We start from the raw sequence: 20,564 nt of genomic DNA, 5'->3' as shown, positions 1-20,564 counted from the left end.
TTTTTTATAGTCTAGCAATTTAAAATTGGGTCGTCAAACTACTGCAACCCAACAAAAAAAGAATTCCGAAAACCCATGGTGTTTTCGAAATTCTTTGTTCAAATGATTAGTTGTTTTTTTGTGCGACAACTTCTTTGCCGTTGTAATAACCACAACTTGGACATACGTAATGTGATTTACGTAGCTCACCACAATTAGGACAAGGAGACATCCCCGGTACATTTAATTTGATGTGTCCCCGTCGCATATCACGCCGAGCTTTTGATGTTTTTCGTTTTGGAACTGCCATTTGCAAAACCTCCCTTAAATTTAATTTCCACAAGTGAATTATTAATGCTTGTCTGGCTTGTCAGTATAAAAACCCTGTAAGTCGGCAAGCCGTGGATCAACCTGATTAGTCCGCGCTCGTTGCTTTCGATATTCATCCTCAGAAACGACCTTCCAGTCTTCACCAGCCGGCATATCTGCACCTGCTCGTTCTGAAGGCGTAAGAACTTGCATCGGAATTTGTACAAGTACGTTGTCAACAACCGCCGTTTCAAAATCAATTGTGCCAGAATCATCAACTATCAGCACAATTTCATTATTTTCGTAGCGCCGTAACGCTGCCTCGGTTGCAACATAAATTTCTGTCACATGAAAATCCAATGGCAAGGTAACTGGAATCAACGAGCGACTCGAAGGAACTGTTACCGAACCACTAATATCAGCATCGACAATTACATCGCCTTGATCAGCTCGTGCAACCACTGATACCTCAAAGGCGGTGGCACTGATAATCTCATCCGGATAACGTGCTTGTAGCTGCTTTTGGATTGTCAGAGTTGCTTGCTCTGTAAATGGTTGCTTGACGTAGCCTTGTAATTTTTCAAACGACCACTTCATCTTAACCCCTCCAGTCCAACGAAGCCAATTATACGAATTTTCTTTTTCGATGTCAAGGTCTACTCCTTGATGGAGTATCATCAATTCGAATTGGCTGCCGATACAAGTCCTGTCGCAGATGGGTGACTTGTTCAGTTAATAACCCAGCCTTCCACTCCAACCACAATTGGTGTTGCAATGCCCTTTTACTAACCCGCGTAATCATTGGCAAATTAGTCTGTCCATGAACTTGATGTAGGTATGCTTGCCCCTTTGCCGTCATTCCCAAGATTCGAATACTGGCTGGTTGGTGCTCAAGGATCTGATCAGTAACTTGTAAGAGCGTGTACACCGCCAGCCGCTGTAACCGAGCATATGTATACCGCTTAGTTTTTGCTTTATTCAAAAAATCTTGAAAACTAACAGCCTGTAGCGCCGCCTGCTGCAACCGTTGCTCCAAACCTTCGGTCATTTGGTAAATCCGCCGTAATTGGGCTAATGAACTCTGCGTCAGCTGATACTGCAAGAGTGGCCAAAATGCATTCCAACTAATGGCTGGTTGTGATTGCAGTGCGGTAGCGGTCACTGGCATTGCTTGACTCGCCTGCTGTAATTCTCCTTCGTAAATGGACTGCCGAATTGCGGTTCCACTAGCAATGGTACCCGTAATCGCCGCATCATTATGATGACTTTTAAGTCGTGGAAGTGGAACTAACTGCAACGGTTGCTGCAACTTTCCTACTGCTTGAGCATACCAAAAACCTAACGTATCATTAGGCTCGTCCAACTGCAAGCCGTGCTGCTGTAACAAATCTTTCTGGAAATTAGCAGCAAATGGGGCATTATAAGTAGTCTGAACAGAACTAGTAGTCAGTTTCCAAGTAGAAAACCTAGTGAAATTCCAATCGGGATGTTCACAACCAAAGGCTAAAAACTGGCAGTGTAAGGCAGCCAGGCGCTGAATTGCTTGTTCCGCAAAAATACTAGCTGGTTGAACTGCAGAGCCCACGGGCAACTCGATTACGAGATCAACCCCGGCTTGTAATGCCCACCGGGCTCGCGTCCATTTGTCAAAAATTGCCGGTTCCCCCCGCTGCATCCAGTTACTACTCATAACCGCAACGGTTACGTCGGCATTGGTTTGCAGCCGGGCTTGCCGCACTTGCCAAGCGTGCCCATTATGAAAAGGATCGTACTCTGTTACAATCCCAACTGCCGTGAGCGCTGTCATGCGTTCCTCTTTTCTGCTACCACAAACCAGCGGGTTGTGGTTGGAGTTGGCTCGTTTTCCCCAAAATCACTGGTGACGATCACATGTGAAAAACCCGCAGCGTGTAACAGTCGCCGATAAGTGGTAAGCGGATAAGTACGTTCATGGTGCAACTCTTCATAACGGGCAAAGGCTTGCTTAACCGGTTCATACTTAAAAAAAACTAGTTCGTGATCAACCGAATGTTCCTGTTTACCAGCGTAACTACTCCACAAAAAAGCCTGCTCCTCATCATGGTAATTATACATATAGCCTGGATACTTCTGGTCTGTTTGATAAGGCGTAATGACATCAAACAAAAATTTACCACCACTCTCGAGATGTTGATAGACTTGTTGAAAAACTTGTTGCATCTCAGCTTGATTAGCCAGATAACAAAGCGAATCATCGAAACAAGTTATAGCAGAAAACTGGGGGAAATCAGTTAAGTCCAGCATATTTGCTTGAACTAGCAAAACATTTTCACTGCCAGCAGCTTGCAAATGCTGATCAGCAAGCGATAGCATTTCAAACGACAGATCACAACCGGTCACAGTAAAGCCCGCAGATTGCAAACGAACCAATAATTGACCCGTTCCGCATGCTACATCTAGAACGGAAGCTGGCAAGGGAACTGTTTGTTGGACAAACCTTAACCAGCGATCGTACAGCCGTTCATCAAACAACTGATCATAGAAGCTAGCAAATTCAGCATAAATCATGAGTTAATCCTCTGTTACCCAGGCTGAAATATCTTCGTTAGTCGCATCAGCCCATAACTTCTCTAGCTTGTAAAATTCTCGCGTTTCCGTTGTAAAAATATGCACCAGAACGTCGCCTAAATCTAATAAAATCCACTTGGACTGATCCTTTCCTTCCAAGTGCTCCACTTTAATTTTTTGAATTGCCAATTCGTCAAGAACGTGGTCAGAAATCGCTTTTACCTGTCGACTTGAACTTGCATCCATAATGACAAAATAGCGCCCAACGATACTCAATTTTTCAATATTTAAAACTTCAATGTTGTGCGCGCGCCGATCATCGGCGGCAGTTACTACTGTTTTTAAAATTGCTTGATTATCCATAAATTCTCCCATTGATTATGACTTAGGTACCAAAGCATTATATGCTTCAAGCGCAGCCGGATAAATTGCTTGTCCCCGCTCAATCAAAAAGGTCATTGTTTGCTGATTCTGAAAAACAACTCCCTCATCTAAACTAGCCTGGGTTTTAGCCCGGGCCATTTCAACCCCGGCAAATGAGCGGTTAGGCTCAAGATAGTCAGCCATATACACAATTTTGTCATACACACTCATGACCGGTGCCGCAATTGTATGATATTTCACTGCGTTTAAAATCCGAATATCATTAATTCCCAATTCCTGTTGCACTAACAAATAGCCGACATAACCGTGCCAAATCGCACGACTATACTTTAATAATTCTGGATCAAGCTGAAACCGCCGAATCAAGCCTTGAAACTCAGCCACATCCCGTTGCTTAGCATAGTCGTGGACTAACCCAGCTAACCCAGCAATCGTTTGATCAGCTCCGTTAGCAGCTGCTAACTCTCGGGCGGTAGCTTCCACACGAACACAGTGCTCAAAACGATTTTTATCAAGATGTTTTTTCAATTTCGAAATAATTCCGGATCGTGAATCAGCGGCGTATTGTTCATAATGATCAGGTTCTAGACTCATATAAATTATGCTCCTTGATATATTTTCTAACCGTTTCTGGGACTAAATAGCGAATTTTCTCATGATGACGGATTTTATTGCGAATCATTGTCGAAGAAATTTCAATTTCCGGAACCGTAACCCACACAACTGCTTCCTGTAGTGCTTGTGGCACTGAGGTGCGCGGTCGCCGGACCCCCACAAATTGAACCAGTTGTCGAAGTTCGTCGCTACGATGCCAAGTCGGCAGATCAGCCACCATATCGCTCCCAATAATAAAATAATACGTAGCGGTGGGATGCTCGTCTTGTAATTTTCTCATGGTGTCATAACTGTAACTAATCCCCGTCCGCTCCAGTTCAGCTGTTTCTAACTGAAAATCCGGATTATCTTGAATGGCTAATTGCACCATCCGTTTTCGATCAGGAGCAGCAATTGCGCTTTTATGCTGATGGTGCGGCGGCAAATAGTTTGGTAAAAAACGTACTTGATCTAGGTGGAGCTGATCTAACACCTGCTCCGCCATGATAAGATGACCAAGATGAATCGGATTAAAAGTACCGCCCAAAATTCCAATTTTCTCTGTTTCCATCAGCGACTCCTACAATTGAAAGACTCCATGTGAAATAGTACGACGCGCCGGATTACTCGATTCACAAAACAGTAGCAACGTACGTCCTAACTCTTGCACCACCGTCAGTTGACTATGTTTAGTAATGTACGCGGCCACTTCGGTTGTCGTAACGGTCGCACTTTGCTGTAAGGAAATTTTGACAAGTTCACGCCGATCAACAGCTTGCACCACTTCTGAAAGCCACGCTTGATTCAAACCGTGCTTTCCAATTGAAAAAATCGGACGAAGTCGATTCCCATGTGCCCGCAAAAAACGTTTTTGTTTCCCAGTTAATTTCAGTTGCCCTTGTACCATTAAAACATCGCCTTTCGTAACAAAACTGATACTCCAGCTGGAGCATAACCGGCCACCAAACAGCCCTTTGGAACTGTAACCCAACCCAATCCTTCAAAGACTAAATCACTCGTGTCGGTTACCTTAAATTCGTGGCGCTGTAATGGCTGCACTGTTGTATTCCCAGTCGGTGGGGTTAACAACTCGCCCGCATGTTTAGCAAAAAAATCAGTCGCGTTTTCCAGCTTGGTACGATGAACCATTACATTGTTATCAGCAAAAACCGTGAAACCGCTTTTTTGTCCCTGAATAAAGTCAAAGCGACCCAGTGCCCCTAAAAATAAGGTCTGTCCCGGGTTTAACTGATATGAGCGCGGCTTAATTCTTTTTTGGGGGGTAACATATTTTAAATCAGCTGGTTGCAAATAATGAGCCATTTGACTTTCCTGAATAATCCCCGGTGTATCAATTAATTCTCGACCATTATCGAGCGGGATTTTAATCAAATCAAGCGTCGTCCCGGGAAATTTTGAAGTCGTAATGACATCCTTGATGCCGGAACTTTCCCGAATAATTTGATTGATTAAGGTCGATTTTCCAACATTAGTAACCCCCACAACGTAGACGTCACGACCGTTGGCAGCTTGATTCACCGCTGCTAGCAACTGATCAACTGCTTGATTAGTTTTAGCAGATACTAGTTCGATTGCTACCGGACGTAATCCGGCTTGGTTAAGCATTTGCCGCAACCAATCCTTCATTTTCTTAGGTTTAAAAGAAGCCGGAAGTAAATCCACTTTATTACCAACTGCTAAAATCGGATTATCACCAACAAACCGTTGGAGTCCCGAAATCAAACTACCATTTACATCAAAAATATCAATAACGTACACCACGAGGGCTTTGGTTTCTCTAATCCGGCTTAACAAGCGTAAAAATTCATCATCGGCTAATGCTACTGGCTGGATTTCATTATAATGACGGAGCCGAAAACAACGTTGACAATATAGATCCCCGCCGGAAGCCAATCCCTTCTCTAAAGCTGATTTAGGGGTATAACCAGCTGCATTAGGTGAGGTCGTCTGAATCAAAGCACCACACCCAATACACTGCAAGGGCTCCCTTGCCTGTTGCTCGAGTTCTTCAACCATTAATCAATATCACCTTTCCATCCCAATTCGGGATATCGTTTTTTAAGTTGCCAGTAGACAATGGTTTCCAAACGACGATTGACCCGAGTTGGCAACAAATCAGTTTTAACTAGGGGACGAACCCAGATGCTAGCAATCCCACAGTTGTTTGCAGCCCAAACATCGGTCAAAAGCTGATCACCAACCATAACCACCTGATCTTTACGGAGTGAAAACCTTTTCAACGTTCGCTTAATTCCAATGTTCATTGGTTTAAAGGCTCGAGCTACGAATGGTAATCCCAGGTCAGCTACCGCCCGACGCACTCGTTTGGGGTTATTATTTGAAATCACAATCACATTAATCCCATATTGCTGGAGTAAGCGAACCCAATGAAGAATATCTCTATTGCTACCCGCATGATTCCAAGGAATTAGCGTGTTGTCCAAATCCGTTAGAATCGTATCAATTCCATGCTGCTGTAATTTGTCGGGGGAAATATTATAGATGCTTTGAATCATCCATGTTGGTTTAAATGATGCTAACCTCATTCAACGTCTCCTTGTTGATAGCTTGCTTTTATTTTAAAACATTTACAGTTGCAATGGGAGATTTCAAGCTAAAAAAACTTTCACCAACGGCTGCTGATGAAAGTTTTTGGCACACTCGAATTTTAAAGTGCTTTTTTGGCTGCATCAACCAAAGCGGCAAAGGCATCCGTATCATTGACAGCTAAGTCGGCCAACATTTTACGGTTGACATCAATGTTAGCTTCTTTCAGACCATGCATCAACTGACTGTAACTGATGTCGTTAATTCGGGCAGCAGCGTTAATCCGTGTAATCCATAGTTTCCGGAAATTACCTTTATTATTCCGACGATCACGGAAAGCATATTCACGTGATTTCATCACTTGATTTTTAGCAGTTTTAAATAAACGATGCTTCCCGCCGCGGTATCCTTTAGCTAGCTTTAAAACTCGTTTACGCCGATTACGTGTGGTAGTTCCACCTTTAACTCGTGGCATGTCAAAATCCTCCTAGAAATTAAATTATTTTTTCAAAAGTTCACTGTATGATTTAACCCAGATTGGATCAATCATGCGAGTTCCGCGCAAGTGACGACGTTGTTTCTTAGTTTTTCCGTGAAAACGGTGACTAGTAAAAGCATGGGCACTTTTTAAACCACCCTTAGCAGTTTTCTTGAACCGTTTGGCAACCGCCCGGTTTGATTTCATTTTTGGCATTAGTTAGTCCTCCTCATCGTGTTAAATGTTAATTTTTAGTTTTATTGGTAGGAGCCAGCATTAAAAACATGCTACGTCCATCCATCTTAGCTCGTTGCGTTACAGTGGCAATGTCACTTAGGGCATCCGCCATTCGGTTCAATACCTGACGTCCAATTTCCTTATGTGTAATGGCACGTCCTTTAAATCGAATTGAAACGCGAACTTTTTCTCCCTTGCTCAAAAATTTCTGTGCATTTTTAAGCTTAGTATTGAAGTCGTTGGTATCAATCGTTGGACTCAACCGAATTTCTTTTACGCCAACCGTTTTTTGTTTTTTTCTCGCTTCACGATCTTTTTTTTGCTGGTTGAAACGATATTTCCCATAATCTAGAATCTTGGCAACCGCTGGTTTAGCGTTAGGTGCCACTAACACTAAGTCAAGATTAGCTACTTCAGCAATTTGAAGTGCTTCTTGCTTTGATTTTAGACCGAGCTTATTTCCCTGGTCATCAATTACCATCATCTCATGGGCACGAATGCTATCATTCACCGTCTGATCTCGTTTTGCTATGGTCCTTCACCTCCAAATATTTTTAGCAGAAAAATAGCGGATCCTCTTAACAGAGAACCCGCTATTTCTATCATAGTAGTTGATAGATTTTGCATCGAAAGCCCAGCAACTAAGCGTTACTCAGGCGAGAAGCGGGAAACTTCTGCTTTTAACTTTTTAAGCTTATCAAGAAATCAACTACTTGTCAACTAAAGCTATTCATTTCTGGAGTAGGTTGCAATATCCTGCAAAATCTCTTTTTCAAAATCTGCCACCGAAAGTGACCGGCTGTCATCTTCACCGTACTTTCGCACCGAGACCGTCTGCTGTTGCTTTTCGTCATCACCTACCACAATTGTGTATGGAATCTTGTGAGTTTGCGCATCTCGAATCAGATAGCCCATCTTTTCACCACGTTGATCAACTGATGACCGCAGTTTCAAGGCTGTAAACTGTTCATTCAAATGATGCGCATAATCACCGTGTTTTTCTTCACTGACCGGAATAATTTGAATTTGTTTGGGCGCCAACCAGGTTGGGAAAGCTCCTTTATAAATTTCAATTAGATAAGCTGTAAATCGTTCCATGGTTGAAACTAACCCTCGGTGAATCATAACCGGACGATGTTCTTGACCATCCTCACCAACATATTTCAAATCAAATCGTTCTGGTAACATGAAATCCAGTTGAATTGTGGATAACGTTTCCTCGTTGCCAAGCGCCGTCTTTGTTTGAACATCAAGCTTAGGACCATAAAAAGCGGCTTCACCCTCGGCCTCGACATATTCAAGCCCCAAGTCATCCATGGCACCTTTCAGCATTGCTTGTGCCTTGTTCCACATCTCGTCATCATCAAAATACTTTTCTGTATTTTGTGGGTCACGATAGCTTAGTCGGAACGTGTAATTGTCAATGTCAAAATCATGATAAACATCAACCATTAGGTTTAATATCCGCTTGAATTCATCCTGAATCTGTTCGGGCGCAACAAAAGTATGCCCGTCATTGAGTGTCATCTCACGGACTCGTTGCAACCCACTCAGTGCACCAGATTTTTCATATCGATGCATCATGCCAAGTTCAGCAATACGTAATGGTAATTCACGGTAAGAACGAATGTGATGGTTATAGATTTGAATGTGGGAAGGACAGTTCATTGGTCGTAATTCAAGTTGTTCATCATCATCCATCGTCATTGGTGGAAACATATCTTCTCGATAATGATCCCAATGACCAGATTGTTTATAGAGATCTAGGTTCGCCAATACTGGTGTATACACGTGCTGGTAGCCATTTGCAACTTCTTTATCGGTAATGTAGCGTTCAATTGTCCGCCGAATCGTAGCTCCATTGGGCATCCAATAAGGTAATCCCGCACCGACTTTAGGATCAACAAAGAAAAGATCCAAATTATTTCCAATAACTCGGTGGTCACGCTCATGTGCTTCTTGACGTTGTTGTAAATCAGCTTGTAAATCTGCCTCTTGATAAAAAGCCGTTCCATAAACTCGCTGTAACATCGGATTAGACGATTTCCCTTGCCAGTAAGCTCCTGCCACAGATAATAGTTTAAAGTGCTTCAAAGCTTTCAAACTAGGAGCAATCACTGTTTGAGCTAATGTCAAAACCCCATTAATTTTGTAAAACAAAAATTTAGTTTGCTGGCGTGCTTCAAGCAATGCCCGTTGGTACTGATCGGAACCGATTTCTGCTAGGGCATCCTCTTGACTAAGCCAGTGCCGCTCAATAACCGCATTTTGCTTGATCATCTGTTGCATCTTTTTAGTAATAGTTGCCAACTCATCAACGCTAATTTGCCGATCTGCCTTGTCCGTATCAACATAAAAGCCATCTTCATCAACTGCTAATTGACCAAGTTTAATCTCAGAAAACTGTTTTTTAACTGCCGTCGCCAACAATTGAGCTCCCGTTGCTCGTAAAATCTGCAGTGCTTCTGGATCTTGATCTGTAATAATTTGAAGGTGTCCCCCTTGTTCTAAGGGTTGTTCCAGGTCAACTAGCTGTTCATCAAGTTTACCAGCGAGGGCTTTTTTACCCAAACTAACTGCAATTGACTGTGCGATCTGAACAACCGTTACCGGCGTCTCAAATGCTCGCTGGCTACCATCTGGAAACTCAAATGTTAACTTTGCCATCGTATCTTCCTCCTATGAAAAAAGCCCCCAGTCCAAACAGACTAGGGGCGTCAGTGACGCGGTTCCACCCAAATTAATTCGTTATAACGAATATCTCAGTTAACCACTTCTTTAATTTTTACAAATACTAGCAAGGCGGTAAGTTAAAATTTATTTTAAATGGCTCACAGCAAATGCCACTCTCTCTGAAAAATAAATTATAACCCATGTCCTATAACTAAATCCTACCCAGTTAGGTGCTACCTGTCAAGCACTAGCTTTCTTGGCGACGATTCTTACCATCAATTTCAATGGGGCGGGCTAAAAAATGAATTCGCTCCAACAACCGCTTAGCTTTCAACGGCTCGACATCGCCACGACTAGTAGTTGCTAAGTGCTCATCGCCCAGCTGTTGAATTGTGAAGTTCGAGGTAAAAAAAGTAGAAAGCTCATGCTGCATACGATATTCAAGAATTACCCCTAACACCTCGTCACGAATCCAAGCAGACATTGCGTCGGCTCCGATATCATCAATAATCAAAACCGGAACTTGTTTTACTCGATTCAGCTTCTCCGTGACCTGATTATTTCCAATTGCACCCTTCATGGTTACGGCAAAACTTGGAAAATGAACCAGACAGACCGTAGTCCCGGTTGCAGCTAATTGCTGCGCCATCGCTGCCATAAGGTAAGTCTTCCCGACTCCAAACGGTCCTGACAAATACAATCCGGGCAAAAAGCCATGTCCTACTTGATGCTCCTTTTCAAGGAAATCATAAACGGCTTTGATCGCCACCATCCGCTGATCAGTTGGCTCATAATCAGAAAGTCGCGCTTGTTTAACAGTGGTTGTCATCCCAATGGTTTGAAACCGTTGCAAGCTGGCTTGACGCTGTTGTTTTTCCAATTGGTTGGCCGTAGGACGATAGGCAACTTCAATTTGATGATCATTTAAGACTAACTCCGGTTCATAACCCGGAGCAAAAGTCGGCTGTCCCTTTTTAAGCTTCGCTTTTTCGGTCACGAATTCATATAATTTTGAGGCTGATTTTTGCAAAACAGCAGCGTCCAAATCTTGTTGATGAGCCGTCAAAAAATCCTGAACGTCATGATCTTGTTGCACCATCTCGACTAGCTTTCGATAGTGCGCTGTTAGACCTTGTTGATCCATAGCTGCTCGTAAATTTGTCCGGATATCATCCATCCTGATCCTCCTTTGCATGATTTATTTTAGCTAGGCGTTTGGCCAGTTCACTCTTTTCCGCACTAGAAACCGGTTTTTCAGTTTGACCAGTAGCATCACGCTTAGCCCATTGCGGTAGCGTCTCGCGAACGTTACCTCTTTTGACCGACGTTTTTTGCTGCTTGCGTTGTGGCTGCCGGTTTTTGATTGCTACTAAAGCCCCCGTTGCCGTTGTAATTTTCTGTTGCGCCCAGTCATTGGCAATGGTGTCTACTAAGTTGCGATTTAAGGTTGGATAATCACGATCAACCAAGAGCAAATAACTCAAAAGGTTGATGACCTCTGGCTCGAGTTGATGGGTCTCAACTAAACTACGCAAAACCCGCTCCTCTCCATTAGTAACAAATCCGCCTTTTTCGTGCTTTAATCCTTGCAAAAAGATCATGGGAGCAGTCCGTTCTGCAACAGCTACTAGTTGCTGCTCTTGCTGACTGAGCTTAGTGGTTGAGCTAACTTGGCTGCCGTGCTTGGCTGGTTCATCAGCGGCCGGTGCGGTCGTTTGTAATTTGTTTTTGCGGGCGACCAATAACTGAAACTGTTGCGCATCAAACCGATTAGTAGTCAAGTTAGTAGCCCGCTCAATCAATTTCGCCTGCGCAACTTCATCTAAACCATACAGCTCCTTCGTGGCTAAAAACAATGGTTTTGCTTTCTTAATCGTTTGCAAATCAACAAAGGAATTTTTCAAAATGCTCAGCAATAATTCAAAATCAAAAGTTGTCTGTGGCATGGGCGTTCTTGCTGTTTGAACCGCTGCTGCATTACGCTTAACATTCGTGACTAACTGAGCGGGGGTAGTAGCTGCAAATCTAAAAACTGAAGTTAGGGCATGCGTAGTCTCCTGATAATCAGCAAGTTCCGGTTTGGCTGGCAATAAAATGCGACTAAGCTCTAAAAAAGCCGATTCACCAACCATTTCTAGCAATAACTGACTTAGCAAAGGATTTTCAAAAAAAGCAACGGGCACTAGCGGTGATACTAATAGGTAATAAACCTCGTTTTCATTATTAACAAATGTCCGCAACAACCCTGCTCCCTCACACTTTTGCCGAGCTCGATAAAGGTCTTGCTTATCAAGACTAAGCCGCTCCATCAGTTGAAAATGTTCACTGACCTTTGCTGACCAACCCCACAATAAATTTAACAGCGCATAAGCTTTGGTGCCGATGATTGGTAAATACAACTGATCCAATGATTGGCGAGCATCGCTGGCAAGTATCGTGTGTGCAGCTATTTTAAATTTACTTTGGGGATTAATCCCTGCTAGTTCCATCATCACTACTCATCATCCTGGCTGGCATCATTATCCATCAATTCTTTCATCTTAACGTAAAACTCATTCATGTCCTTAAACTGGCGGTAAACACTGGCAAAACGAATATAGGCAATTTCGTCGATATCTTTGAGTCCATTCATAACATTTTCGCCAATAATCGCACTGGAAACCTCATGACTCCCGTTGTCTTGACTTTCGATGTTTTTTCGCGTCTGGTCAACGATCTGATTCATCTGCTCCAAAGAAACCGGTCGTTTCTCACAAGATCGAATAATCCCTCGTAGCAATTTTTCCCGATTAAATTCCTGCCGGGTTCCATTCTTTTTAACTACCAGCAGTGGTGTCACTTCAACCATTTCGAAGGTTGTAAACCGATAACCACAGTGCTCACACTGTCGTCTTCGCCTGATCTGCGCCCCATCAGCCAGTGGGCGACTTTCAATTACTTTTGAAGTTGAATTATGTTGACATTTTGGACATTTCATTTCAGATCACTCCAGCTTGGCAAGCCATGTTTGCAGCTGCTCAGCACAGCTCTTGGTCCCATGGCTACTATCAAAAACTGCATCTACCAATCCTAATTTCAAATCTTGTGGCCACTGGGTTTTAATCAACTGGTTCGCGGCACTTAATGAAATATGATTTCTTTGCTGTAACCGTTTCAATCGCAACACTGGATCACAAGTCAACAAAACAATCTGGTCAAAAAATGGATGAAATCCATTTTCAAAAAGTGCGGCGGCTTCAAAAATCGTTAAAGATCCCTTTGTTCGCTCCTCCATTGCGGCCAGTAATGCCGGAGTCAAAATCCGAACCAAGGTGCGTAATTGCGCCGGTTGCTGCCAAACAATCTCACCTAACCGATGGCGATTCACTTGGTGATTGTCAATGACTTCATCACCAAAGTGCGCCGCAATTTCGTGAATCACCGGTTGATTATGTGCCTCGATTTCATGTGTAATTTGATCCAAATCATAAACCGGCCAGCCCGCCGCTTTCAGATAGCTGGCAACCGTTGATTTGCCGGTCGCAATGCCACCGGTTAAGCCAATTACCTTAGTCACTTTCATCTCCATGAACTACTTGACATTTAGGACAGTAGGTCGTTCCTCGTTGTGCTACCTTAATTTTTACTAGCGGGGTCTTGCAACGGTCACAAGGTTCTCCTTGTCGTCCATACGCATGAAGTTGGTTCTGAAATTTTCCTGCTTCCCCATACGCATTGGAATATGAATGAACCGTGGTTCCGTGTCCTTGAATGGCTCTAGCAATTTCAGCAATAATATTAGCACGCAATGCCGTAATCGTTTGATCATTTAAATAGTTAGTGGGCTGCTCGGGGTGAATTTTAGTTAACCACAACACCTCATCACAATAGATATTGCCCAACCCTGCTACTTTAGATTGGTCTAATAAAAAAGCCTTGATCTTTCGATGTGACCCCTGCAATTTTTCCTTTAAATACGTAAAACTCAAATCATGTTCGGTTGGTTCTGGACCAATCTTATTTAAACCAGATAAATTATACACTTGATCATTTGGAACTAATGCCATCTTGCCAAACATTCGGGTGTCTTTGTATCGTAGTTCACGACCATCATTAAGTTGAAAGACAACATTAGTATGCTTAGGTCGTTCAGTTCCAATGGACTGTACCTCATACTTACCTTCCATCCGTAAATGTGAAACTAACGTCAATCCTCCAGAAAGTCTAAACAAAAGATATTTTCCACGCCGATCGATTTTTAAAATCTCTTTATTAGTCAATTTTTTAATGAATTGATCAGCATCTAAGTTAATCATTTTTGGATATAAAACTTCAACTTTTTTGATGGTTGCTCCAACCACCAACTCGGTTAGTCCACTACGAACTGTTTCTACCTCAGGTAACTCCGGCATGCTTTCACCTACATTCTATTTTTTTATATTATACCAGTTATCACCAAAATGACTCTCAACTTTAAGTGGAACGTCAAAGGCGGTTCCAGCTTGCAGTACTGAATCCGTTTTAATGATCGAATCCATCACTTGAGGAACCAGCTGCTCTAACACGGGAATCTCTGATTTTGGGGCCTCAAAAATTAACTCATCATGGATTTGTAACAACATCTGTGCCTGCAAAGATCGTTCTCGTAGTACTTGGTTCATTTTTACCATCGCTGCTTTAATGATATCAGCTGCACTCCCTTGAATTGGTGAATTCATGGCCACTCGTTCAGCAAATTGTCGCTGTTGGAAGCGCTTGGAATTAATTTCTGGAATATAGCGCCGCCGTTTGGCAATTGTTTCTACATAACCATGCTCCTTTGCAAAAGCAACACTTTTTTCCATGTACTCTTTTACCTTTGGATATTCTGCAAAGTAACGATCGATAAATTGCTGGGCTTCCGGCTTGCTAATTCCTGTGTTATTAGCTAACCCATAAGCGCTAATTCCATAGACAATTCCAAAGTTGACCGCCTTTGCCTGCCTTCTAAGTTCAGCATCAACAGGCTGGTCAGCTGGAAGAGAAAAAATTCGACGCGCCGTTGCAGCATGAATATCATCTCCGTCAGCAAAGGCCGCCTGCATTTGCTGATCTTTTGAAATTGCAGCAAGTACTCGCAACTCAATTTGCGAATAATCAGAAGAAAATAATTGCCAGTCTGTCCTTCTAGGAACAAAGGCGGATCGAATCTGACGACCAGCCTCTGTACGAACTGGAATATTTTGCAAATTAGGATCAACCGAGGAGAGCCGTCCCGTCTGAGCTAAGGTTTGGAGATACCGGGTGTGCACTTTCCCATCTGGAAAAATATCACCAATGATCCCATCAATATAAGTCGAAATCAACTTGGTCAGTTGTCGATAATTAAGGATTTTTTCAATGATAGGATAGTCCGGCGCCAATTTTTCTAAAACATCAACGGAAGTGGAGTATCCAGTTTTAGTTTTCTTTAGAACCGGTAGCTGCATCTTTTCAAATAAAACCTCACCAAGTTGTTTAGGTGAACTAATATTAAACCGCATCCCGGCACTTTGATAAATTGACTGTTCAATTTCTGCCAATTGCTCGCTAAACTTACTTTTCAGTTCCGTTAACCGTTCAGCATTAAGGGTAATACCGGTAATTTCCATATCACTAAGAGAACGTGAAAGTGGTACTTCGAGGTTACGATATAAATTTAACTGTTCGTGCTTTTTTAAATCTGCCAACATCGTTGGTTTGAGCGTCTGAATTGCAAGCGCTTTTTGCACCATATGCTCAAACAAAACATCTGAAGCCGGAACTGCCAGTTGCTTTCCTTTGCCGTAAACATCCTGATCGGGACGAACCTGCTGATAATCATGCCGATTAGCAACTTCCCCAACATCATCGGCATTGTTTAAAGTATTAAGCAAATAAGAAGCCAATAACATATCAAAATCAACGTTAGCAAGCTGCACGCCTAACCGATGTAATCCAACAATTTGCGATTTATTATCAAAAACGTTTTTATGAATGCGCTCATCAGCCAGTATCTTGCGGAGTGGTTCACTTTGGAGTAACTCCACTTTCTGACTAACTAACCAGCGTTGCCCGTCCCCAATCACAAATCCAATTTGATCGGCCGTATGATAGTTGCTAGTTAACATTTCCAAGTTAAAAGTAATATCATTACCCAACTCGTTAACCAGCTGTAGATTATCCTCCGTCAAAACCTGATAATCCAGTTTAGGCAAGCTCGGACTTACCTGATAATCACTTCCTAATTCCTTTAAAAATGATTTGAAATTCATTTTCCGATAAAAATCCGCTAATTCAGGGAGAATCGTTGCTTGATAGGTTAATTCTGACAAATCAATTGTAATCGGAGCCTTCCGGTTGATTGTCGCTAGTTGCTTCGAAAGGAGCGCTTGTTCATGATCCAGCTCCAGATTTTCTCGTAATTTTTTCCCACTAACTTGATCAAGCTGCTGATAGAGTTGTTCAATCGTACCAAACTGACGAATCAATTTGACCGCTGTTTTTGGTCCTACCTTACGAACTCCTGGATAATTATCCGATTGATCTCCCTGCAACCCCTTAACATCAATAATTTGCCGAGGCTCGATTCCCATGGTTTCTTGCACATAGGCAGGGGTATACGCCACTAGCTCACTGACTCCTTTTTTTGAAACTGAAACGGTCGTGTGATCAGAACAAAGTTGCGTTAAGTCTCGGTCACCAGTAACTACCTCTACTTGATAACCCGCCTGTTCCGCCCGAAGTGCCACCGTGCCAATAATGTCATCAGCTTCATAATCAGCCAATTCATAAGTGGCAATTCCACGAGCCTTCAATAAATCTAAAATAAAGGGGAATTGTTCGCGCAATTCTTCTGGCATCTTGGCACGACCAGACTTGTATTCAGAATACATTTTCGTCCGAAAAGTTGTTTCACCCGCATCAAAAGCCGCCAAAACTGCTGTTGGTTGCATTTTTTTCAAAAGATCATCCAGCATACGATTTAAGCCATAAATTGCATTCGTATGGAGACCGTCGGCGTTCGTAAATCGATCTAATGATGTGTAAAGTGCAAAAAAAGCTTTGTAACTCAATGAATTTCCATCTAAAAGTAACAACTTCTTAGCTGCCATTGAAAAACCCCTTTATGATTAGTTGCTTGTTTTTCCAGATATTTCTATTTTACATCATTTTATAATAAAAAAGCCCCCCGAGTTGGCAGTTAATCATGCCGACCATTAAGGGGCTTAGAATTAGATGGGATAATTATTTTTTATAGCAAACTTAGTTAATTTTTTTACTTAAATGACTAAGTAAATCTTCATAGGTTCGTTCATATTTTTGAATATCGCCAGCCCCCATAAAAATCACTACGGCATCATGGTAATCCAATAACGGCGACATGTTTGCTTCAGTGATTAGCTGACTGCCGTTAATCTTATCAACCAAATCCTGACTGGTTACGTCTCCGTACTTCTCTCGTGGCGAACTGTATATTTTTGTAACGTAAACGTGATCAGCTTTACTTAGCGTAGCGGCAAAATCATCCAAATAGGCAATCGTTCGACTAAAAGTATGTGGCTGAAAAACTACTACGATTTCTTTATTCGGATATTCTTGTCGCGCTGCATCAAGGGTTGCCCGAATCTCAGAGGGATGGTGAGCATAATCGTCAATAATAGTCATATCACCCATTTTAACTTGTGAAAAACGGCGTTTAACCCCTTGAAAAGTCAGGAGTTCACGCTTAATTTCAGCTAAGTCGACCTCTTCAAAGTAAGCAACCGCAATTACCGCCAGAGCATTTAAAATGTTGTGTTCTCCAAAGAGCGGAATTTCAAAGCGACCAAAATCATGACCTTGAAAATGGACGTTAAACGTCGAACCCGTAGTGGTTCGTTTGACGTCTACTGCCTGAAAATCATCAGCATCTTTCGTACCATAGTAATAGATGGGCACCGCTGCTTTAATTTTGCGCAAGTATGGATCATCACCCCATGCAAAAATTCCCTTTTTAACGTGTCCGGCGAAGGTTTCAAAAGCATCGAACACATCATCAATCCCCGTATAATAATCAGGATGATCAAAATCAATGTTCGTCATAATCGCATAATCTGGATAGGTCGGCATAAAATGCCGGCGGTATTCGTCTGCTTCATACACAAAAAAACGTGCATCCGGAATGGCATTCCCACTACCATCGCCAATCAAAAAGTCAGTAGGAGCGATGCCGCTGAGTACATGCGACAAGAGCCCGGTTGTACTGGTTTTTCCATGTGCCCCGCACACCGCAATGCTAGTGTAGCCCTGAATCAGCTCACCCAAAAATTCTGGATAGCGATAAATTTGCAACCCTAGCTCACGCGCACGTTGAACCTCTGGATGATCATCACTAAAAGCGTTGCCAACAATCAAAGTCATCCCTGGCTGAATGTTATCGGGGCTAAACTGATATAACGGAATTCCAGCATCTTCTAGTCCCTTTTGTGTAAAGGTATATTTTTCAATGTCTGAACCCGCTACTTGATACCCCATCGCTTTAACCACCAAAGCCATGGCGCTCATCCCAGTTCCCTTAATCCCAACGAAAAAGTAAGTGCTATTATGATTTAATTTAATTTTTGTAGTTGTTGTCATAGTTGTTTGCGTAATCCCTTCTCAGTCCTGTTCCTCAAGAATACCAATTTCTAGAGCTAAAGTCTAAGGCTTATTAATTATTTAACTGCTGGAGTTTTTCAGGCGTCAGATAAACATCACGTGGTTTTGCTCCTCGTTGCTCTGAAATCAGCTGATGTTGCTCTAAATCATCGATCAGACTGGCAGCTCGATTGTAGCCAATCGAAAAAACACGCTGGAGTTTAGAGGTTGAAACCGTCTTCTCATCTGCCAAGTAGCGCAAACATTCAGACCACAGTTCATCATGAGCAGTGGCTTGATCGGCTTGCTTAACGAGTGATCGCGGATCAAATTCGTAATGAACCGGACCTTCCGCGCGCACAGCAGCCGTAACTTTTTCAACCTCAGCATTAGTCACAAATGCTCCTTGTAACCGTTCTGGCTTGCTAGCCCCGTTTCCAAGGTACAGTAAATCACCACGTCCTAACAAACGCTCTGCTCCTGCTTGATCAATAATTGTTCGTGAATCAATTTGACTAGCAACCATAAAAGCAATCCGAGTTGGAATATTATTTTTGATGGTTCCAGTAACGACATCGACACTTGGTCGTTGCGTGGCAATGACTAAATGAATCCCGGCAGCCCGTGCTTTTTGCGTGATGCGTACGATATAATCCTGAACTTCACCAGCCGCAACCATCATTAAATCTGCTAACTCATCAATTACGACTAGTATTGTAGGCAACTGATCAGCCGCATGTCCCGTACTCTTGACCTGACGATTATATTGTTCCAGATTCCGTACCCCTGCAGCACGAAGTCTTTCGTAACGCTGATCCATTTCCTCTGTTACCCATTTCAAGGCAGCTGCGGCTTCCTGTGGATCAGAAATAACTGGGGTCAACAAATGTGGAATTCCTTCATAAGGAGCTAACTCTACAGCCTTCGGATCAATCAAAAGCATTCGCAAATCTTGTGGTGTTGCATGATACAACAATGATAATAACATGCTATTGATGAAGACGCTTTTACCAGAGCCGGTTGCTCCAGCAATCAATGCATGGGGCATACTAGTCAAATCACTAGCAACTGGATTGCCCGCGATGCTAACCCCCAGGGCGATTTGATTTGGTGCCTGTTCAGTTTGAAAGGCTGACGCCTGAAGAACTTCTGACAGCATAACTGGTCGGGGTTGGGGATTGGGAATCTCAATTCCAACCGTGGATTTACCGGGAATTGGTGCTTCAATTCGGATATCCTTTGCTGCCAGTGCTAATTTTAAGTCATCGTTAAGATTCGTAATTTTATTGACCTTGACCCCAAGTGCTAATTTAACCTGAAATTCAGTCACCGTTGGACCATTTGTCCAGGAAACAACTTTACCGCTCACATGAAAAGCTTCAAGCGTACGATCTAAAACTTCAGCCTGTTGTAAAATCCAGTCATCCTGTTCATCTTCTGGAAGCTCCACCGGTGGATTTAGTAATTTCAAGCTGGGAAGCTTCCCAGCCTGTGACACAACCGCTTGCGGATTCTTGGCTGGTTTTGAAATCTCGTTTGAATCGATTGTTCTAGGCGGAAGTGCTGCTTTTTTCGACGCTTCGGCTGTGGGCATCACAGCGTCTTGCTTCGAGGTTGGAGTCCTCTCCGAAAAGAGTGCTAATTTTTCGGCTCCCAAATCTTCATCTTGAAAAATTTCTTGAAGTGAATGCCCCAATCCCCTTCGGGTGGGAGCTGGAGTTGATTTGGAAGAGTTATCCACAGTGTTTTCATTTTTGTTTTCATGAAGATCTGCAGGTAGTTTTGGCTTTTTTTCAGAAACCGTGGTGGGTAGCTTCGACCACTTTAAATGGTTCCCCGATTGATCTTTTGAGGTAACTGAGACTTCGGTCGTCAACCAAATTAAATTTGCATCATTGGTTAATGCCTGAATTGCTCGCTGATAACGGGGACTCAAAGTTGTCTTTATCCCCTGATAGTGGCGCTTGCCAGCATGATTGTGAGGCTGAAAAGCTGCAGTTTGTTGCACCAAATCATTTTGTGGTACTGCGACGGTTGATTTTAAAAAGGACGAACTCGGCTTAGTTGTTGGCACAGGTGATCTCCGTGACTGAAAAGCTGAAGTTGCGTGTCCGGTTGACTCAGTAGGCTTTTGAAACGGAATCTTTCCATCAAAATATTTACGAAAAAAAGCGGGACCGTCATAGTGCTTCATAATCTC

The 20,564-nt window shown here is 42.8% G+C and carries 22 protein-coding genes and 1 other annotated feature; all 22 genes read right to left on the bottom strand.

Going from position 1 to position 20,564, the window contains the following annotated elements; translation table 11 throughout:
* Positions 1-106: 106 nt before the first annotated feature.
* Positions 107-289, bottom strand: a complete 183-nt coding sequence (gene rpmF, locus B808_RS06485) for a 50S ribosomal protein L32 (protein ID WP_009166762.1) — start codon at positions 287-289, stop codon at positions 107-109.
* A 41-nt stretch (positions 290-330) separates the two neighbouring features.
* Positions 331-885 (bottom strand): YceD family protein, encoded by a 555-nt coding sequence (locus B808_RS04625; protein WP_009166761.1) that lies wholly within the window; start codon positions 883-885, stop codon positions 331-333.
* Between the two features lie 52 nt (positions 886-937).
* Positions 938-2,095 (bottom strand): nucleotidyltransferase, encoded by a 1,158-nt coding sequence (locus B808_RS04620; RefSeq protein WP_009166760.1) that lies wholly within the window; start codon positions 2,093-2,095, stop codon positions 938-940.
* On the bottom strand, positions 2,092-2,835 hold the full coding sequence (locus tag B808_RS04615) for a class I SAM-dependent DNA methyltransferase (protein ID WP_009166759.1): 744 nt from the start codon (positions 2,833-2,835) through the stop codon (positions 2,092-2,094). The genes B808_RS04620 and B808_RS04615 overlap by 4 nt, the downstream gene beginning before the upstream one ends.
* A 3-nt stretch (positions 2,836-2,838) precedes the next feature.
* Entirely contained in the window at positions 2,839-3,198 is a 360-nt protein-coding gene (gene rsfS, locus B808_RS04610; RefSeq protein ID WP_009166758.1) for a ribosome silencing factor, read from the bottom strand.
* A gap of 15 nt (positions 3,199-3,213) precedes the next feature.
* Positions 3,214-3,813, bottom strand: coding sequence for a bis(5'-nucleosyl)-tetraphosphatase (symmetrical) YqeK (gene yqeK, locus B808_RS04605; RefSeq protein ID WP_009166757.1), 600 nt, complete (start codon positions 3,811-3,813; stop codon positions 3,214-3,216).
* On the bottom strand, positions 3,797-4,384 hold the full coding sequence (locus B808_RS04600; RefSeq protein WP_009166756.1) for a nicotinate-nucleotide adenylyltransferase: 588 nt from the start codon (positions 4,382-4,384) through the stop codon (positions 3,797-3,799). The genes yqeK and B808_RS04600 overlap by 17 nt, the downstream gene beginning before the upstream one ends.
* A 9-nt stretch (positions 4,385-4,393) precedes the next feature.
* Positions 4,394-4,720 (bottom strand): YhbY family RNA-binding protein, encoded by a 327-nt coding sequence (locus tag B808_RS04595; RefSeq protein WP_009166755.1) that lies wholly within the window; start codon positions 4,718-4,720, stop codon positions 4,394-4,396.
* Positions 4,720-5,850 carry a ribosome biogenesis GTPase YqeH gene (gene yqeH, locus B808_RS04590; protein WP_009166754.1) on the bottom strand — a complete coding sequence of 377 codons (1,131 nt, stop codon included), beginning with the start codon at positions 5,848-5,850 and terminating at the stop codon, positions 4,720-4,722. Before yqeH ends, B808_RS04595 begins: the two co-directional genes overlap by 1 nt.
* Positions 5,850-6,380, bottom strand: coding sequence for a YqeG family HAD IIIA-type phosphatase (locus tag B808_RS04585; protein WP_009166753.1), 531 nt, complete (start codon positions 6,378-6,380; stop codon positions 5,850-5,852). The genes yqeH and B808_RS04585 overlap by 1 nt, the downstream gene beginning before the upstream one ends.
* Positions 6,381-6,502: 122 nt before the next feature.
* Entirely contained in the window at positions 6,503-6,856 is a 354-nt protein-coding gene (rplT, locus tag B808_RS04580) for a 50S ribosomal protein L20 (RefSeq protein WP_009166752.1), read from the bottom strand.
* A 24-nt stretch (positions 6,857-6,880) separates the two neighbouring features.
* A complete protein-coding gene (rpmI, locus tag B808_RS04575; protein WP_009166751.1) occupies positions 6,881-7,075 on the bottom strand; it encodes a 50S ribosomal protein L35 in 195 nt (64 codons plus the stop codon).
* A gap of 28 nt (positions 7,076-7,103) precedes the next feature.
* Positions 7,104-7,607 (bottom strand): translation initiation factor IF-3, encoded by a 504-nt coding sequence (infC, locus tag B808_RS04570; protein WP_009166750.1) that lies wholly within the window; start codon positions 7,605-7,607, stop codon positions 7,104-7,106.
* A gap of 43 nt (positions 7,608-7,650) precedes the next feature.
* Positions 7,651-7,782 (bottom strand) — a sequence feature (ribosomal protein L20 leader region).
* Between the two features lie 40 nt (positions 7,783-7,822).
* The gene (gene thrS / locus B808_RS04565) at positions 7,823-9,763 is read right to left on the bottom strand and encodes a threonine--tRNA ligase (RefSeq protein WP_009166749.1); all 1,941 of its coding nucleotides are present in this window, start codon (positions 9,761-9,763) and stop codon (positions 7,823-7,825) included.
* A gap of 253 nt (positions 9,764-10,016) precedes the next feature.
* On the bottom strand, positions 10,017-10,946 hold the full coding sequence (gene dnaI, locus B808_RS04560) for a primosomal protein DnaI (RefSeq protein ID WP_009166748.1): 930 nt from the start codon (positions 10,944-10,946) through the stop codon (positions 10,017-10,019).
* On the bottom strand, positions 10,939-12,261 hold the full coding sequence (locus B808_RS04555) for a DnaD domain protein (protein ID WP_009166747.1): 1,323 nt from the start codon (positions 12,259-12,261) through the stop codon (positions 10,939-10,941). Before B808_RS04555 ends, dnaI begins: the two co-directional genes overlap by 8 nt.
* A gap of 2 nt (positions 12,262-12,263) precedes the next feature.
* On the bottom strand, positions 12,264-12,746 hold the full coding sequence (gene nrdR, locus B808_RS04550) for a transcriptional regulator NrdR (RefSeq protein ID WP_009166746.1): 483 nt from the start codon (positions 12,744-12,746) through the stop codon (positions 12,264-12,266).
* 6 nt (positions 12,747-12,752) lie between these two features.
* Positions 12,753-13,325, bottom strand: coding sequence for a dephospho-CoA kinase (gene coaE, locus B808_RS04545; protein WP_009166745.1), 573 nt, complete (start codon positions 13,323-13,325; stop codon positions 12,753-12,755).
* Positions 13,318-14,160, bottom strand: a complete 843-nt coding sequence (gene mutM, locus B808_RS04540; protein WP_009166744.1) for a DNA-formamidopyrimidine glycosylase — start codon at positions 14,158-14,160, stop codon at positions 13,318-13,320. The genes coaE and mutM overlap by 8 nt, the downstream gene beginning before the upstream one ends.
* Positions 14,161-14,175: 15 nt before the next feature.
* Entirely contained in the window at positions 14,176-16,860 is a 2,685-nt protein-coding gene (gene polA / locus B808_RS04535; protein ID WP_009166743.1) for a DNA polymerase I, read from the bottom strand.
* A gap of 151 nt (positions 16,861-17,011) precedes the next feature.
* The gene (gene murC, locus B808_RS04530) at positions 17,012-18,364 is read right to left on the bottom strand and encodes a UDP-N-acetylmuramate--L-alanine ligase (protein ID WP_009166742.1); all 1,353 of its coding nucleotides are present in this window, start codon (positions 18,362-18,364) and stop codon (positions 17,012-17,014) included.
* A gap of 73 nt (positions 18,365-18,437) precedes the next feature.
* The gene (locus B808_RS04525; protein WP_009166741.1) at positions 18,438-20,558 is read right to left on the bottom strand and encodes a DNA translocase FtsK; all 2,121 of its coding nucleotides are present in this window, start codon (positions 20,556-20,558) and stop codon (positions 18,438-18,440) included.
* Between the last annotated feature and the right edge of the window lie 6 nt (positions 20,559-20,564).

It is taken from the genome of Fructilactobacillus florum 8D (genome assembly GCF_000512295.1).
Lineage (GTDB): Bacteria > Bacillota > Bacilli > Lactobacillales > Lactobacillaceae > Fructilactobacillus > Fructilactobacillus florum.
The sequence above is the reverse complement of the archived record's forward strand: the minus strand, read 5'-3'. Positions and strand labels throughout refer to the sequence as shown.